15 protein-coding genes are annotated in these 15,211 nt (G+C 35.2%); 6 read left to right on the top strand and 9 right to left on the bottom strand.

Annotation, left to right across the window (positions count from 1 at the left end; genetic code table 11):
- Positions 1 to 7: 7 nt before the first annotated feature.
- On the bottom strand, positions 8 to 634 hold the full coding sequence (locus BLV64_RS10835) for a 4'-phosphopantetheinyl transferase family protein (protein WP_092135207.1): 627 nt from the start codon (positions 632 to 634) through the stop codon (positions 8 to 10).
- 149 nt (positions 635 to 783) lie between these two features.
- On the opposite strand from BLV64_RS10835, the gene ahcY reads away from it, so the two are divergent.
- On the top strand, positions 784 to 2,100 hold the full coding sequence (gene ahcY / locus BLV64_RS10840; protein ID WP_092135210.1) for an adenosylhomocysteinase: 1,317 nt from the start codon (positions 784 to 786) through the stop codon (positions 2,098 to 2,100).
- A gap of 275 nt (positions 2,101 to 2,375) precedes the next feature.
- Here ahcY and rpmA read toward each other — a convergent pair whose 3' ends face one another.
- From rpmA to BLV64_RS10855, 3 genes are all read right to left on the bottom strand, one after another.
- Entirely contained in the window at positions 2,376 to 2,636 is a 261-nt protein-coding gene (rpmA, locus tag BLV64_RS10845; RefSeq protein WP_092135213.1) for a 50S ribosomal protein L27, read from the bottom strand.
- A 27-nt stretch (positions 2,637 to 2,663) separates the two neighbouring features.
- Complete coding sequence (gene rplU, locus BLV64_RS10850) at positions 2,664 to 3,143, bottom strand: 50S ribosomal protein L21 (RefSeq protein ID WP_092135216.1); 480 nt, start codon at positions 3,141 to 3,143, stop codon at positions 2,664 to 2,666.
- Between the two features lie 83 nt (positions 3,144 to 3,226).
- On the bottom strand, positions 3,227 to 3,670 hold the full coding sequence (locus BLV64_RS10855; RefSeq protein ID WP_092135219.1) for a DUF4199 domain-containing protein: 444 nt from the start codon (positions 3,668 to 3,670) through the stop codon (positions 3,227 to 3,229).
- 196 nt (positions 3,671 to 3,866) lie between these two features.
- Here BLV64_RS10855 and BLV64_RS10860 point away from each other — a divergent pair, with 196 nt between their 5' ends.
- On the top strand, positions 3,867 to 5,186 hold the full coding sequence (locus BLV64_RS10860) for a M16 family metallopeptidase (RefSeq protein WP_092135222.1): 1,320 nt from the start codon (positions 3,867 to 3,869) through the stop codon (positions 5,184 to 5,186).
- Positions 5,187 to 5,266: 80 nt separating this feature from the next.
- The gene (locus BLV64_RS10865; protein WP_092135225.1) at positions 5,267 to 7,345 is read left to right on the top strand and encodes a M16 family metallopeptidase; all 2,079 of its coding nucleotides are present in this window, start codon (positions 5,267 to 5,269) and stop codon (positions 7,343 to 7,345) included.
- A 54-nt stretch (positions 7,346 to 7,399) separates the two neighbouring features.
- Here BLV64_RS10865 and BLV64_RS10870 read toward each other — a convergent pair whose 3' ends face one another.
- Complete coding sequence (locus tag BLV64_RS10870) at positions 7,400 to 8,272, bottom strand: DMT family transporter (RefSeq protein ID WP_092135228.1); 873 nt, start codon at positions 8,270 to 8,272, stop codon at positions 7,400 to 7,402.
- A gap of 103 nt (positions 8,273 to 8,375) precedes the next feature.
- Between BLV64_RS10870 and BLV64_RS10875 the strand changes: the two genes are divergently transcribed.
- On the top strand, positions 8,376 to 8,948 hold the full coding sequence (locus BLV64_RS10875; protein ID WP_092135231.1) for a heavy-metal-associated domain-containing protein: 573 nt from the start codon (positions 8,376 to 8,378) through the stop codon (positions 8,946 to 8,948).
- A gap of 101 nt (positions 8,949 to 9,049) precedes the next feature.
- On the opposite strand, the gene gldD is transcribed toward BLV64_RS10875, so the two are convergent.
- From gldD to mutY, 4 genes are all read right to left on the bottom strand, one after another.
- Positions 9,050 to 9,610: a gliding motility lipoprotein GldD gene (gldD, locus tag BLV64_RS10880; RefSeq protein ID WP_449374824.1), complete on the bottom strand. Its 561-nt coding sequence runs from the start codon at positions 9,608 to 9,610 to the stop codon at positions 9,050 to 9,052.
- 64 nt (positions 9,611 to 9,674) lie between these two features.
- Complete coding sequence (locus BLV64_RS10885; RefSeq protein WP_092135237.1) at positions 9,675 to 10,997, bottom strand: gliding motility-associated protein GldE; 1,323 nt, start codon at positions 10,995 to 10,997, stop codon at positions 9,675 to 9,677.
- Between the two features lie 17 nt (positions 10,998 to 11,014).
- Positions 11,015 to 11,488, bottom strand: coding sequence for a single-stranded DNA-binding protein (locus tag BLV64_RS10890; RefSeq protein ID WP_092135243.1), 474 nt, complete (start codon positions 11,486 to 11,488; stop codon positions 11,015 to 11,017).
- Positions 11,489 to 11,578: 90 nt separating this feature from the next.
- Positions 11,579 to 12,619: an A/G-specific adenine glycosylase gene (mutY, locus tag BLV64_RS10895; protein WP_092135246.1), complete on the bottom strand. Its 1,041-nt coding sequence runs from the start codon at positions 12,617 to 12,619 to the stop codon at positions 11,579 to 11,581.
- A 136-nt stretch (positions 12,620 to 12,755) separates the two neighbouring features.
- On the opposite strand from mutY, the gene BLV64_RS10900 reads away from it, so the two are divergent.
- Entirely contained in the window at positions 12,756 to 13,046 is a 291-nt protein-coding gene (locus tag BLV64_RS10900; RefSeq protein WP_092135248.1) for an HU family DNA-binding protein, read from the top strand.
- Positions 13,047 to 13,356: 310 nt separating this feature from the next.
- Positions 13,357 to 14,901 carry an Rne/Rng family ribonuclease gene (locus tag BLV64_RS10905; RefSeq protein WP_092135251.1) on the top strand — a complete coding sequence of 515 codons (1,545 nt, stop codon included), beginning with the start codon at positions 13,357 to 13,359 and terminating at the stop codon, positions 14,899 to 14,901.
- Positions 14,902 to 15,211: the final 310 nt, after the last annotated feature.

Genomic DNA, 15,211 nt, shown 5'->3' on the forward strand with positions numbered 1-15,211 from the left:
CTCTTCTTTACCCTAAAGCATAAGCACAGGTAAAACCTTCAAATTCTAAAAACTTAGTGTTGTACCGTTTTTTAAGTCCGTTATAATCAATCCAAGCTACCGTTTCTTGATCCTTCATACAGAAAGGAATGACTAGAAAATGGCTTTTAAATAACATCCCCGGTGTGGCAAAAAGCTTGTAAAGCGACTCTTTAATTCCCCAAATCACGGTCAGTCGGTTAATATAATCAGCATCCTTCTCGTTGAGATATTCAAATTCATAAGCCACAAACTTCGAGGCGATACGCTGAATTTTTTCACGTTGCATTTCGATATCAATTCCCACCTCGCGATCACTAACAATCACCCCCGAAAAAGTAAACGAATGGGTAATAGAAATAAACTTCCCATCCTTTAAATGAGGCTTGCCATTTTCGTCGTAATACAAATCGGCATCGGTATACCCAAACTCGGCAAGCAAGTGTCTTACACTTAAAAAACCGCGTTGGTGCAATTCGCTTTTCATTCCAGCCAAGCGGATCGCACTCTCTGGTCTTAAGGTAATTGGTGCCAATAAATCACTATAGGACTCCTCAATTTTCCAGATTTTAACAGTAGTTTGTGAGTTTTCAATAATGGTTTTATAAAGAGGCATTTAATATTCTGAATGTTATTGATTATCTTTGCAGTCTGAAATTTTATAGTAAATAGAGCCCAATGGCTACTTTTCAGTTTTGGTTGACGAATTTAAGCTATTTTAAGTTTAACCCAAAGTTGCAAAGCGAATAAAACTTAAAACACATTATGAGTACAAAAACAATTGCATACGTACCTAACAAAGTTAAAGACATGTCTTTAGCTGATTGGGGAAGAAAAGAAATAGAATTAGCCGAAGCAGAGATGCCAGGATTAATGAGTTTACGCGAAGAGTACAAAGACGCACAACCTTTAAAAGGAGCACGTATTGCAGGGTGTTTACACATGACTATTCAAACTGCTGTTTTAATCGAAACCTTACAGGCTTTGGGTGCAGAAGTAACATGGAGTTCTTGTAACATTTTCTCTACTCAAGATCAAGCTGCTGCTGCTATTGCCGCTGCAGGAACTGCGGTTTACGCTTGGAAAGATATGACAGAAGAGGAATTTGACTGGTGTATCGAGCAAACTTTATTTTTTGGTGAAGACAGAAAACCTTTAAATATGATCCTTGATGACGGAGGTGATTTAACTAATATGGTATTAGATAAATACCCTGAATTAGCAGCAGGAATTAACGGTTTATCTGAAGAAACAACAACTGGTGTTCACCGTTTATACGAACGTATGAAAAACGGAACACTTCCAATGCCAGCGATTAACGTTAACGATAGTGTAACAAAATCTAAATTCGATAACAAATACGGATGTCGTGAGAGTGCTGTAGATGCTGTACGTCGTGCTACCGATATTATGTTGGCAGGAAAACGTGTTGTTGTTTGTGGTTACGGTGATGTTGGTAAAGGTACAGCCGCTTCTTTTAAAGGTGCTGGTAGTATTGTTACTGTTACCGAAATCGATCCTATATGTGCGCTTCAAGCGGCTATGGATGGTTTTGAAGTTAAGAAACTTGAAACCGTTGTAAAAACAGCAGATATTGTTATTACCACTACAGGAAATAAAGATATCGTTCGTGGCGAGCACTTTAAAGCGATGAAAGATAAAACCATCGTTTGTAACATCGGACATTTTGATAACGAAATTCAAGTGTCTTGGTTAAATGATAACTATGGTGATACTAAAAATACGATTAAACCTCAGGTAGACAAATATACTATCGACGGTAAAGATATTATTTTACTAGCCGAAGGGCGTTTAGTAAACTTAGGTTGCGCTACGGGTCACCCTAGTTTTGTAATGAGTAACTCATTTACTAACCAGACTTTAGCTCAAATCGAATTATGGACAAACAGAGACGCTTACAAAAATGAAGTGTATATGTTGCCTAAGCACCTTGATGAGAAAGTAGCAAAATTACACCTAGAGAAAATTGGTGTTGAGCTTACCGAGTTAAAACAAGATCAAGCAGAATATATTGGTGTTGAAGTTGAAGGGCCTTACAAACCAGAATACTACAGATACTAGAAACCGGCAGTTAGCCCGTTTAATACTTATAAATATCCCAAGCACGCTATGTGTTTGGGATATTTTTTTGGCGTTACCACAAGGGTCGGGCTTTCCGCAGTCGCTTCCCAATACCTATTGGGAGAGCTCCAACAGATGCTATAATCCCTAACGCAACACCAAGGCCCCTAATAGGCAGCCGTATAAATTACACACCCAAAACCCAATTATAGGAACAAAAAAAAACGCCTTTTCAATTAAGAAAAAGCGTTTAATATATTTAAAAGAATATGTTTCTAAGCTTCAAAAGGCTCGATTGAAACGTAAGACTTGTTGTCTTTCTTTCTTGTAAATTTTACAAGACCATCTACTTTAGCGTGTAAAGTGTGATCTTTTCCTTGGTATACGTTTTCACCTGGGTGATGCGTGTTACCACGTTGTCTTATGATAATGTTTCCAGCAATAGCAGCTTGTCCACCAAAAATCTTAACACCTAAACGTTTCGATTCTGATTCTCTACCATTTTTAGAACTACCAACTCCTTTTTTATGAGCCATTGTCTTAAGGTTTTATAATGTTAATAATTAGCTTAATGCAGCAATTAATTCAGCTTTCTTCATAGAAGAGTAACCTGAAATTTCTTTTGCTTTCGCCATATCTCTTAATTCAGCAACTGTTAAGTTACTTAAATCTTGATTTGCATCTGCTTTCGCTTCAGCTTTGGCTTCTTTTTTCGGAGCAGCTTTTGCTCCTGAAGTTAAAATATCTCCAATTACGATTTCAGAAAGGGCTTGTCTGTGACCGTTTTTCTTACGGTATCCTTTTCTTCTTTTCTTTTTGAAAACAATAACTTTATCACCTTGAAGGTGCTTTAAGACTTTCGCACTTACTTGTGCTCCACCTATAGCTGGGGCGCCTAAAGTTACATTATCACCATCAGCAATTAAAAGAACTTTGTCGAAAGATACTTCTTTCCCTTCTTCTATTGCCAAACGGTTTACGTAAACTTTTTGGTCTTTTTCAACTTTAAATTGATGCCCTGCTATCTCTACAATTGCGTACATAGCGTAACGTTTTATTTAATTAAATTGATAAAATGAGTGCAAATATAACTCTAATTAATTAATCTACAAACGTTTTATGTAATTTACGGCATATTATTACTGTTTTTTAATAGCTGCATACACGTTAAGGTTAATACAACCGTTGTCGCAAAGCCCATAATAGCCACCACAAAAGTAACCAAACCAACCCCTACACTGTAATCACCACCATATTGATCTAGTAGTTTACTTAAAAACAAAGAATCAATTTCCGTGGCATAAAACAAGAAAAATACAGTAAATAGTAGGGTCGCAATAAATCCAGATACTAACCCCACTGTAATTCCTCCTGTATAGGTAAAGTTTTCGCCCTGCTCCAATTTATAATACCTAATCGTTTCGTAAATACCAAAACCAGTAACGACCCCATTAAACAAACTAAACAAGGGGTTGGTATGCCATCCAAACAATGATACTATTAAAAAGAATGCTATTAATAAAGCACTCATTACAATTCCAAATCTTACGGGTAGTGCTATGTTTTTCATACTATTAATGGTGTTTATTTTATTTGATGTGTTTTAAAGTTCGGAAAATAAATTGGTTTTTAACCTATAACTATTTATTTTTTAAGGACTAAGCCACTCAAAACCCCTAACAATTCTTATTTTTGGTAAACGCTTGTAACAAAAAGCACCTTTTACAGACCTATATTTATATTGAATAACTAAAACAATCTCAAAAATGAAAAAAAATGTATTCTCGTTAGCAGCTTTGCTTTTAGCCAGTATATCTATGCACGCTCAAGAAGTAAAGTTTGAAGAGTATGATTTAGATAATGGCATGCACGTTATTTTACATCAAGACAATTCTGCACCTGTAGTTACTACTTCTGTTATGTACCACGTAGGTGCAAAAGATGAACACCCAGAACGCACAGGAATGGCTCACTTTTTCGAACATTTATTATTCGAAGGTACTCAAAACATCCCTAGAGGTGAATGGTTTACTATCGTATCTTCTAATGGTGGTAGTAATAATGCAAATACAACAGACGACAGAACGTACTACTACGAAGTATTCCCTTCTAACAATTTAGAATTAGGATTATGGATGGAGTCCGAGCGTTTGTTACACCCAATCATTAACCAAATTGGTGTAGATACGCAAAACGAGGTTGTTAAAGAAGAAAAACGTTTACGAGTAGATAACCAACCTTACGGTAAGTTTATTGAGAATGTTAAACTTCATATGTTTAAAAAACACCCGTATAAAGGAACAACAATTGGTAAAATGGAACACCTTGATGCCGCTTCTTTAGAAGAGTTTCAAGCCTTTAACAAAAAATTCTATGTACCAAACAACGCCGTTTTAGTTGTCGCTGGTGATATTGATGTTGCCGAAACAAAGAAAATGATAGAAGACTATTTCGGACCGATTCCTAGAGGTGAGGATATTGTTAGAAACTTCCCGAAAGAAGATCCTATTACCGAAACTATAAAAGCAAAGGCTTACGATAGTAACATTCAGATTCCTGCGATAATGACTGCTTACAGAACGCCAGCAATGACCGAGCGTGATGCTTATGTATTGGATATGATTTCTAGTTATTTAAGTGACGGGAAATCTTCAGTTTTATACAAAAAACTAGTAGACGATAAAAAAATGGCATTACAAGTTGGTGCTTTTAACTTAAGTCAAGAAGATTACGGGACTTACATTTTATTCGGTTTACCATTAGGAGATACAACTCTAGAAACTCTTTTAGCTGAAATAGACGAAGAAGTTGTAAAAATCCAAAATGAATTAATCACCGAAAAAGATCACCAAAAACTGCTTAATAAGTTTGAAAACAACTTTGTAAACGCAAACTCTAGCGTTTCTGGAATCGCAAACTCTTTAGCACGTTACTATATGCTATATGGTGATGTAAATTTAATTAATACTGAGATCGAAATCTACAAATCGATTACAAGAGAAGAGATTCAAGCAGCAGCAAAAAAATACTTAAAACCAAACCAACGCTTAATCTTAGAGTATTTACCTCAAAAAGACGACGAGTAAGATATACTTTTAAACAGACGCTTTCCTTTATATATAACGAAAGCACCATTTAAAACTGATATTAAATCAAAAACACACCAATGAAAACTAAAATAACAACACTTATAGCATTGTTTTTATTATCTCTTTCTGCAACAGCACAAATAGATAGATCAGTGCAACCAAAACCAGGACCAGCTCCAAAAATCACTTTGGAAGTCCCAGGTGAATTTGAACTTAAAAACGGACTTAAAGTACTAGTCGTAGAAAACCACAAACTACCACGTGTATCTTATACATTACGTATTGATAACAAACCTCACGCTGAAGGTAAAACGGCAGGAGTCTCTAGTATCTTAGGTGCTATGCTAGGAAATGGAACACTAAACATTTCTAAAGATGATTTTAACGAAGAAATCGACTTCCTAGGAGCGCGTCTTAGCTTTAATGCGCAAGGTGCCTCAGCAAGTGCGCTTTCAAAATATTCGGAGCGTATTATGGAATTAATGGCCGATGCTGCTATTAACCCACTTTTAACAGAAGAAGAATTCGAAAAAGAAAAAGCTAAAGCTATCGAAGGCATTAAATCTAACACTAAAAGTGTAGATGCTATCGCCTCTCGTGTAGGTGGTGCTTTATCTTTCGGTAAAAACCACCCTTACGGAGAATTTGTTACCGAAGAAACACTAAACAATATCACTATCGATAATATACGTGCTTATTACCAAAAATACTTCAACCCTAACCACGCTTATCTAGTAATTGTTGGTGATATTGATTTTGATACGGTTAAAAAGCAGGTTAAAAAATACTTTAAAAAATGGGAAGAAGACGCTGGGATTATCACCACTGTTCCAAAGCCATTAGACAATGTACAGTACACCCAAATTAGCTTTATCGATATGCCAAACGCGGTTCAGTCTAATATATCGGTAACAAACAACGTCTCTCTAAAAATGGACGATCCAGATTACCACGCTGTTTTAATTGCTAATAAAATTTTAGGTGGCGGGTTTGACTCTTACTTAAACATGAATTTACGTGAAGAACACGGCTATACTTATGGTGCGCGTTCTAGCGTAGGAACAGACCGTTATGGAGCATCTCGTTTTACAGCAGGTACCTCGGTAAGAAATGCTGTTACCGATAGCGCTGTAGTAGAAAGCTTAAAAGAAATTAAACGTATTAAAACAACTCCTGTTACTGCTGAAGCTTTACGTAATGCTAAAGCAAAATATGTTGGTGACTTTGTACTTGCTTTAGAAAGCCCAAGCACAGTAGCACGTTATGCTCTAAACATTAAAGTAAATAACCTGCCTAAAGATTTCTATAAAACGTACTTAGAAAAAATTAATGCGGTAACTATAGACGATGTACAACGTGTAGCTAACAAATACTTCTCTACCGATAACGCGAGAGTTATTGTTGTAGGAAAAGGTAGTGAAGTGATTCCAAACTTAGAAAAAACAGGATTAACAATTAAGTATTTCGATACTTACGCTAACCCTGTAGACAAACCCGTATTTTCTAAACCAATCCCTGCAGGTGTTACCGCTCAAACAGTAATCAGCGATTATATCACTGCTATTGGAGGTAAAGACAACTTAGAAAAAGTAAACACGCTTTTAGTAGAAGCTGATATGACTATCCAAGGAGCGCCTTTTGCTCCAAAAGCAATCATTAAAAGAATGACTCCAAACAAATTCTCTATGGAAGTTAACGTAGAAGGAATGGGGACATTAATGAAGCAAAAGTTTAACGGTACTACAGGTTACCAAGAACAACAAGGTCAAAGAAAACCTTTATCGGATAAAGAAATTGCTGAAAAGAAAGCTGAAATTGGACTGTTCGAAGAATTACACCTTAAGCCTTCAGAAGTTACTCTAGAATCTATTGTAACCGTAGAAGACAAAGACGCTTATAAGGTAAAAGTGACTAAAGGGGACGACACGTCGTTTAAATATTACGATGTAGAAAGCAAACTGTTAATTCGTAACGAATCGACTAAAGAAATGCAAGGACAATCACTAACCTCTACCGAAGATATCTCTGATTACAAGGTAGTGAATGGTGTTATGATTCCTCATCAACAACAAATTACTAACGGACCGCAAATCATTATTTTAAAAGCAAACACTGTTAAAATAAATGAAGAAATTTCGGCTGACGATTTTAATTAATCAATCGCTTATAGTAAACCTTAAAACCGATGCTTTTACAAGTATCGGTTTTTTTTATGCTTTTTTTCTATTCGCTAAATACACTCCAATGAGAATAAACACACTACCAAAGCCTTGTGCTAAACTAAAGCCCTCACCATCCAATAACCCCCACATCAAAGCGACTAAAGGCATAATATAAGTAACTGAGGACGCAAAAACTGGCGTTGACAACTGGACCAGTTTAAAAAATAATACTTTGGCCATTGCCGTACCAAAAAAGGCTAGGATACTCACATAAACGAGTGCCATTTTAAGCTCTGGCTTAGCAAAGGTGGTACTACTAAAAAAATCTGTAAACAGTAATACTATTAATGCCGGACCAATAATAGTCGTATAATTCCCAACAGCAATCGTTAAGGGTTTAACATGTTGCAAATACCGTTTTATAATATTCACATTCGCCGCGTACATTAAAGTCGATAAAATAACATACCCCGCAAAAAGATAATTCTGATTAGGGTTTAACTCCGCGCCTTTTAATATTAAGATTGCCGTCCCGATAAAGCCGATAATTACACCCGCAATTTGTCGTTTTGTAGAAGCGATTTTAAAAATTGCAAACCCCATTAAAATCGTATTTAAGGGTACTAAAGAGTTTAAAATGGAGGCGACAGCACTGTCTATTTCTGTTTCGGCAATCGCAAATAAAAAGGCTGGAAAAAACGATCCCAAAAACCCGGATAAGGTAATCCATTTCCAGGTCCCCTTTTCAATACTTTTTATATTTTTAAAACCTACAATCAATAATAAGAAACCTGTAATTAAGGTTCTCAGCGCCCCCAATTGAAAAGGTGTTAACCCAACTAAAGATTTTTTAATTAATATAAAAGACGTCCCCCAAATTACAGATAAGATAATAAGGTAAGTCCATTTTGAATTTCTCATGACTGGCATTTAGTTTTATATTTTGCAAAAATCTGTTATTTAAGTCAATAAATAAATTATAATGTTAATTTTGTAGTAGAGATATTAATCTATAATAGATATTATGAAAAACTTAAAAAACAGTATAGTTATCGCTGTATTTGCATTACTTGCTTTTAGTTGCAAGAATGAAGCACAGCCAGAAGTAAAAACGGTAGGGACAGAAACTACGGTAAACGCTGAAGAAGAAACAGTTGCTTTAGACCCGAATGCTACCTATGCAAAAGCAGAATTCAAAATTGAAGGTATGACTTGTGTTATGGGCTGCGCAAAAACCATCGAGAAAAAAATCTCTAAGATGGAAGGCGTAAAGTCGGTTAAAGTTGATTTTGACAGAGAATTAGCCATGGTAGAATACGACGACGCTAAGGTAACACCAGCCTCTTTAGAGTCTACTGTAACAGGAGTGTCTGACACGTATAAAGTAAAAGATATAAAAACCGTTACCGAATTCTCTAAAGAAAATACAGCTGAAAAAGACTGTTGTAAAGGTAAAACAGCTGAAGAAAAAGCGGCTTGCAAAGCGGAGTGTGAAAAAAAAGCCAGTAAAGACGGTGCTAATAGCACAGAGAAATCAATGGCTTGTGCTAAGGATTGCAAAAAAGAGTGCTGCTCTACAGATGCAAAAAAAGCATAATACAGCATTATTTATAGAAAAAGGCTTCGCAATGCGAAGCCTTTTTTATTGGTTACAACCTTAAAACCCCACTCGGTTTTAGGCGTGTAATATAAACTTAATTAGTCCTTCCAAGTAATACTTTCCATAAGACGTTTTATATCTTTCTGAAGGTATTTAGCAGCCGGATAAATAGAATCGAAATTCGGTTTGGCATAGAAATATAGTGAACCTACTAAAAAGTGACTCGTACTATCGGTAGCATAAAACTGTGCTTGTGAGGCAGCATCTCCATTAACCTCGTAGTACATACCATATACATTCTTAGCTTTGTTTTCGTAAACCTCACCAGCTATAGCATCTGCCTTTTTTGTGTGTTCTTGCGTAAAGTTCTGTGCATCTATTAAGTAGTTTTTAAGATAGTCCTCATTACCTTCAACGTCTTTATAAGTCAGATAAATCGTCCCCTTTAATTTTGGGTAGTCAATATTTACACCATAACTACGTGTTGGTGCTTTTAAGGTTTTTATAGTGACATTTTCGGCCAACTGATTCCTATCAAAACTAAAAGGCGCGTCGACCTCTTCTGTTTGGTAGATCGCTTCAGGGTAGTCTAATCGCAAAAAAGCACTGGGCTTAGGTGTTACTTCTTCTTCACAAGCAAACAAGCTAATAAAAACCATAGCAATCACACCGCCCTTTAAAAAACTCCTCTTTTTTATAGCATTCATTTTAATCCTCAATTTTTTATTCAGTTGCACTCGTATCGGGCAAGGTCACTTTTAAACGCTTTATCCTTTTATTATCTAAAGCTTCAATAATAAAAATATAATCTTCAAATCTAATTTCATCCGCTTGGGTTGGAAAGCCCCCAGAGATTTCTAAAATAAATCCTGCTAAGGTTTCCGCTTCCCCTTTTTTATCTTCAAAAATACTAGAGTCGTCAATCTTTATAATTTTATAAAAATCTTTTAAAGCCGTCTTACCTTCAAAAACAAAATTCTTATCATCCAACTTAGAAAAGATCACATCTTCATCGTCAAACTCATCACTGATATCTCCAACAATCTCTTCAATAATATCTTCTAGAGAGACAATACCCGATGTCCCCCCGTATTCGTCGACTACCACTGCCAAATGGACTTTCTTCTCCTGGAATTCGGCCATTAAATTATCCAATTTTTTATTTTCTGGAACAAAAAACGGTTCTCGAATTAAAGATACCCAGTCCAAAGTATCATCATTGATATGAGGCAGTAAATCTTTAACGTAAAGTATACCTTTAATATTATCGATATTATCGGTATATACAGGAATCCTTGAATAACCGTTTTCGGTGATTTCTTGGAGAACCTCAGTATATTTTTGCTCTACATTAAGGGCAAAAATATCCATTCTTGGTCGCATCACTTGTTTTGTATCTGTATTACCAAAAGAGACAATACCTTGTAGAATTTTTTGCTCTTCTTTTGTGGTATCATCTTCACTGGTTAACTCTAGGGCTTGTGACAACTGATCGACACTTAAATTGGCCTTCTGTTTTCCTAATTTACTATGTATTCCTAAGGTAATAGAGCGCATAGGCAAACTTAATGGCGAAAACAGAACATCTAAAACACGTAGCGGAATTGCCATAAGCATAGCAAACTTTAAGCTGTTTCTACTCGCGTAAACTTTTGGTAAAATCTCACCAAATAACAAGATTAAAAAGGTAACAACAACGACTTCAACAACAAATTTTAGTACGGAATTTGTAATGCTTTCAAACATAAAATTCCCTAGGAAGGCAAATAGAATTACAATCCCAATATTAATAAAGTTGTTCGCTACTAAAATGGTTGCAAGTAACTTTTTGGGACGCTCTAAAAGTCGCGTAATTATTTCAATGGCTCTAGACGATTTGTGTTCTTCATTATTAATATCCGTTCTGGTTAACGAAAAAAGAGCAACTTCGGCTCCAGAAATCAAAGCAGAACAAATAAGTAAGACTATTAACAATACAAAACCTGAAACAATCGAAAAGTCAATTGATGAAATAAATGCTAATAAGCTCGTGGGTTCGGGATCCAATGCGTTAAAATTTAGTATTAAAATGGTAAATCGTCTTCACCATCATTAGTAGAAGTCAATGGTGAAGCTGAAGTAGGCTCCGTGCTTTTCGGCACGTTACTTTTAGTTTCTTGTTTCGTCTCTTGAGACGCAGCAGCATTTTGCTCACTTTCTTTTTTAGTGCTTAAAAAAGTGAAATCTGTTGCTTGAATTTCGGTCGAATAGCGATCGTTTCCGGAGTCGTCTTGCCACTTACGTGTTTTAAGTCGGCCTTCGATATACACTTTATCGCCTTTACTTAAATATTTTTCACAAATTTCAGCAGCTTTATTACGCAATACAATATTGTGCCATTCGGTATTGGTAACGCGCTCATTGGTTTGTTTACTTACATACGTCTCGTTAGTAGCTAATGGAAATCGACCAACGCAACCACCGCCTTCAAAATAGTGCATTTTAATTTCATCACCCAAATGCCCTATAAGCATCACTTTATTTAACGTTCCTGACATAAATAGTATTTAATTTAATCCGCAAAATTACGGCTTTCCAATTCATAAATTTAAATTTAATAAAAAAATATGATTCGCCATGTTAAACCTTTAAAAATTAAAGTCCTCTATAAAGTTACCAATTAATATAGGAACCGGAAAGCTTTCCACTTTTTGCACAGGAACGCCCTGTGGTAAGTTACTATTTAAGGTAAGAATCCAGAATTTGGTATTTAAATGTTGATGAGATAATTTATGCACAATATCACTCGTATTATATAAGGACAACTCAAAGGTCTCTTCATTTACATAATCTAAGGATTTCACAGTATCTACTATCATGTCGTAATTTGCCGGTTTATCAGTTTCTACTAATGGAAACTGATATAAATTTTGCCATATCCCTTTTCCTTGACGTTGCTCGAGCAGTGTTTTATTATCATTAGAAAGCACAACGAGATAGTTAAAGTATTTTTTCTTCACTTTGGAAGCTTTAATTTTAACTGGCAGACTTGCGATAGTTCCTTTTGCATACGCCACACAGCTTTGATTAAAAGGGCAGACCGTACAATCGGGACTTTTAGGCTTACACTGTCGCGCCCCAAATTCCATAATCGCCTGGTTAAAGGTGGCAGGATCGACAGACTGAATAAGGTCTTGAGCAAGGGCCTTGAACTCTTTAAATCCTTTTGATATATTAATAGGAGTGTCTATACCATAAAAACGCGATAAGAATCGGTATACATTTCCATCGACAACCGCCGTTTTCTCATTAAAGCTAATAGAGGCAATGGCACTAGCGGTATAATCACCTACGCCTTTTAGTTTTAAGAGTTCTGAATAGGTGTTTGGAAACTCTCCATTTAATTCGCTCACTATATATTGAGCAGAAGCATGTAAATTTCGTGCTCTAGAGTAATAACCGAGACCCTGCCACAATTTTAAAATACTGCTTTCATCGGCCTTCGCCAAATCAAAAACGGAAGGGAAATTGGTCACAAATGACGTGTAATAAGGCAAACCTTGAGCAACTTGTGTCTGTTGTAAAATAATTTCTGATAGCCAAATGTAATAGGGATTGGTAGTGTTTCGCCATGGCAAGTCACGCTTATTAACTAAGTACCAGTTTATTAGAGTTTGTTGTAGGTTCATTATATAAATAAATACGATGCACAAATGTAATCGTTTATAGCATTAAATTTTAATGGATTAGGTTTGAAATATTGAATATTAAATTCATATATTTGCCTTCCCTTATAATTAATAGTAACGCAAACACGAAAAGAAAATGACTAAAGCTGATTTAGTATCAAAAATTTCTGAAAAATTAGGAATTGAAAAAGGAGATGTACAAGCTACAATCGAGACTTTTATGGAAGAAGTAAAAACGTCTTTAGAAAGTGGTGACAATGTATATTTAAGAGGTTTTGGTAGTTTTATTATTAAAACTAGAGCTGAGAAAACCGGTAGAAATATTTCTAAGAATACTACCATCAAAATCCCTGCACATAATATACCTGCATTTAAACCTGCAAAAGTATTTGTAGAAGGTGTAAAAACTAATGTAGACGTAAAGTAACATATAAACGAATTATTAATTTAAAACCAAGATCTTATGCCAAGTGGTAAAAAAAGAAAAAGACACAAGGTTGCAACGCATAAGCGTAAAAAGAGAAGACGCGCTAATCGACACAAAAAGAAGAAATAATTCAAAAAAGTAGTTGTAAAACTACTTTTTTGTTTTGTTAAAACAATGTTCTTTGACAAAGAGTTTAATACTAAAAACGGGTAAGACCTTTCCTGTTTGTTAAACTCGCTGGATTTGAAAAATCCTGTGAAAAATAATGTATAATCCATCTATACTTAATTGTATGGATAAAAATTAACTTATGGATAAAGAATTGATTATTCGATCTGATTCAGAAGCTGTTGATTTTGCCTTATTAAAAGATGGAAAACTTATTGAATTACATAAAGAGGAGGATGGTAACAAGTTTGCTGTTGGTGATGTGTTTATTGCCAAGATAAGGAAAGCTGTACCTGGGCTTAATGCTGCATTTGTAAATGTAGGTTATGAAAAAGATGCATTTTTGCATTATCATGATTTAGGCCCAAAAATCTCTTCTCTTTTAAAATTCACAAAACGTGTAAGCACAGGTAAATTAAATGACTTTTCTTTAAAAGACTACCCCTTTGATAAAGAGATTGATAAAGACGGCAAAATTGCCGATGTCCTAAAATCTAATCAATCAATGCTAGTACAAATAGTAAAGGAACCTATTTCTACCAAAGGCCCTAGAATAAGCTCTGAGCTTTCTATTGCCGGTAGATATATTGTTTTAGTCCCCTTTTCTGATCGTATTTCTATTTCTCAAAAAATAGAAGATAAGGCCGAGAAAGAAAGACTAAAATTATTGGTTAGGAGCATAACTCCTAAAGGTTTCGGAGTTATAGTGCGAACGGTAGCCGAAGGCAAAAAAGTAGCCGAATTAGATAAAGATTTACAGAATTTGTTAGGTCGTTGGACCGCAATGTGTAAAAAATTGAATAAAGCCAGTCATCCTACAAAAGTATTAGGAGAATTAAATAAAGCCTCTTCTATGTTAAGAGATATTTTTAATGACACCTTTACGAGTATTGTAGTTGATGATGAAGCGCTTTACATTCAAATTAAAGATTATGTGCAAGAGATTGCACCAAAAAAAGAATCAATCGTAAAATTACATCAATCTAACGTCCCTATTTTCGAGAAATACGGGGTAGAACGACAAATAAAAACGGCTTTTGGTAAAACCGTTTCTATGGCTAAAGGTGCTTACCTTGTTATAGAACACACCGAAGCACTACATGTTATTGATGTAAACAGCGGAAATAGATCTAACAAATCTAACTCTCAAGAAGATACAGCAATGGAAGTTAATATGATTTCTGCAGCTGAAATTGCTAGACAACTTCGTCTTCGTGATATGGGAGGAATTATTGTTGTTGACTTTATAGATTTAAATAAAGCCGAAAACAGAAAAAAACTCTACAACTTTCTTCGTGATGAAATGAAAGACGATAGAGCCAAACACAAAATATTACCGCCAAGTAAATTTGGACTGATTCAAATTACAAGACAACGAGTACGACCAGAAATGAACATTAAAACCAGAGAGGAAAACCCTAATGGAAATAATGGCGAAGAGGTAGAAGCTCCAATTGTTTTGATACAAAAAATAACTCATGAACTTGAGCAGTTATTAAAAAAAGACTATAAAGGGATAACTTTAAACACACATCCATTTATAGCAGCCTTTCTAACGAAAGGTTTTCCATCTATACGTTCAAAATGGTTTTTTGAACATAAAAAATGGGTCAAGATTTTACCTAGAGATGCTTACACATATTTAGAATACCATTTTTCTGATAAAAATGGTGAAGAAATTAAATAAACAAAACCACATCAATTACGATGTGGTTTTTTTTTGCTCTAGACCGCAAGTTACCCCACAGTACTATTATTAATTTATTACGCCTTAAACTGACCCCATACGACTTAAATACATGATATATGAGTTTGTGATAAAGGACGTTCTGTGCAAGTCTAAAAACAAAAAAGCCAGAACATACGTTCTGGCTTTTTCAATTATAGATTCTTTAAAACAGATTAGTTACTGTTAGGACCTCCACTTTTAATAATGAATTCCGAACGTCTGTTTTGTTGGTGTTGCTCTTCAGTACAGTTAGCACCACATGCTACTG

Source organism: Bizionia paragorgiae (assembly GCF_900107625.1).
Classification (GTDB): Bacteria; Bacteroidota; Bacteroidia; order Flavobacteriales; family Flavobacteriaceae; genus Bizionia; species Bizionia paragorgiae.

What these genes read in the sequence shown, in the direction of transcription:
- BLV64_RS10905 (WP_092135251.1), top strand. Translation starts at nt 13,357, where the DNA reads ATGGATAAAGAATTGATTATTCGATCTGATTCAGAAGCTGTTGATTTT.
- BLV64_RS10875 (WP_092135231.1), top strand. Translation starts at nt 8,376, where the DNA reads ATGAAAAACTTAAAAAACAGTATAGTTATCGCTGTATTTGCATTACTT.
- mutY (WP_092135246.1), bottom strand. Translation starts at nt 12,619, where the DNA reads ATGAACCTACAACAAACTCTAATAAACTGGTACTTAGTTAATAAGCGT.
- BLV64_RS10865 (WP_092135225.1), top strand. Translation starts at nt 5,267, where the DNA reads ATGAAAACTAAAATAACAACACTTATAGCATTGTTTTTATTATCTCTT.
- rplU (WP_092135216.1), bottom strand. Translation starts at nt 3,143, where the DNA reads ATGTACGCAATTGTAGAGATAGCAGGGCATCAATTTAAAGTTGAAAAA.
- ahcY (WP_092135210.1), top strand. Translation starts at nt 784, where the DNA reads ATGAGTACAAAAACAATTGCATACGTACCTAACAAAGTTAAAGACATG.
- BLV64_RS10860 (WP_092135222.1), top strand. Translation starts at nt 3,867, where the DNA reads ATGAAAAAAAATGTATTCTCGTTAGCAGCTTTGCTTTTAGCCAGTATA.
- BLV64_RS10870 (WP_092135228.1), bottom strand. Translation starts at nt 8,272, where the DNA reads ATGAGAAATTCAAAATGGACTTACCTTATTATCTTATCTGTAATTTGG.
- BLV64_RS10835 (WP_092135207.1), bottom strand. Translation starts at nt 634, where the DNA reads ATGCCTCTTTATAAAACCATTATTGAAAACTCACAAACTACTGTTAAA.
- BLV64_RS10890 (WP_092135243.1), bottom strand. Translation starts at nt 11,488, where the DNA reads ATGTCAGGAACGTTAAATAAAGTGATGCTTATAGGGCATTTGGGTGAT.
- gldD (WP_449374824.1), bottom strand. Translation starts at nt 9,610, where the DNA reads ATGGTTTTTATTAGCTTGTTTGCTTGTGAAGAAGAAGTAACACCTAAG.
- rpmA (WP_092135213.1), bottom strand. Translation starts at nt 2,636, where the DNA reads ATGGCTCATAAAAAAGGAGTTGGTAGTTCTAAAAATGGTAGAGAATCA.
- BLV64_RS10855 (WP_092135219.1), bottom strand. Translation starts at nt 3,670, where the DNA reads ATGAAAAACATAGCACTACCCGTAAGATTTGGAATTGTAATGAGTGCT.
- BLV64_RS10900 (WP_092135248.1), top strand. Translation starts at nt 12,756, where the DNA reads ATGACTAAAGCTGATTTAGTATCAAAAATTTCTGAAAAATTAGGAATT.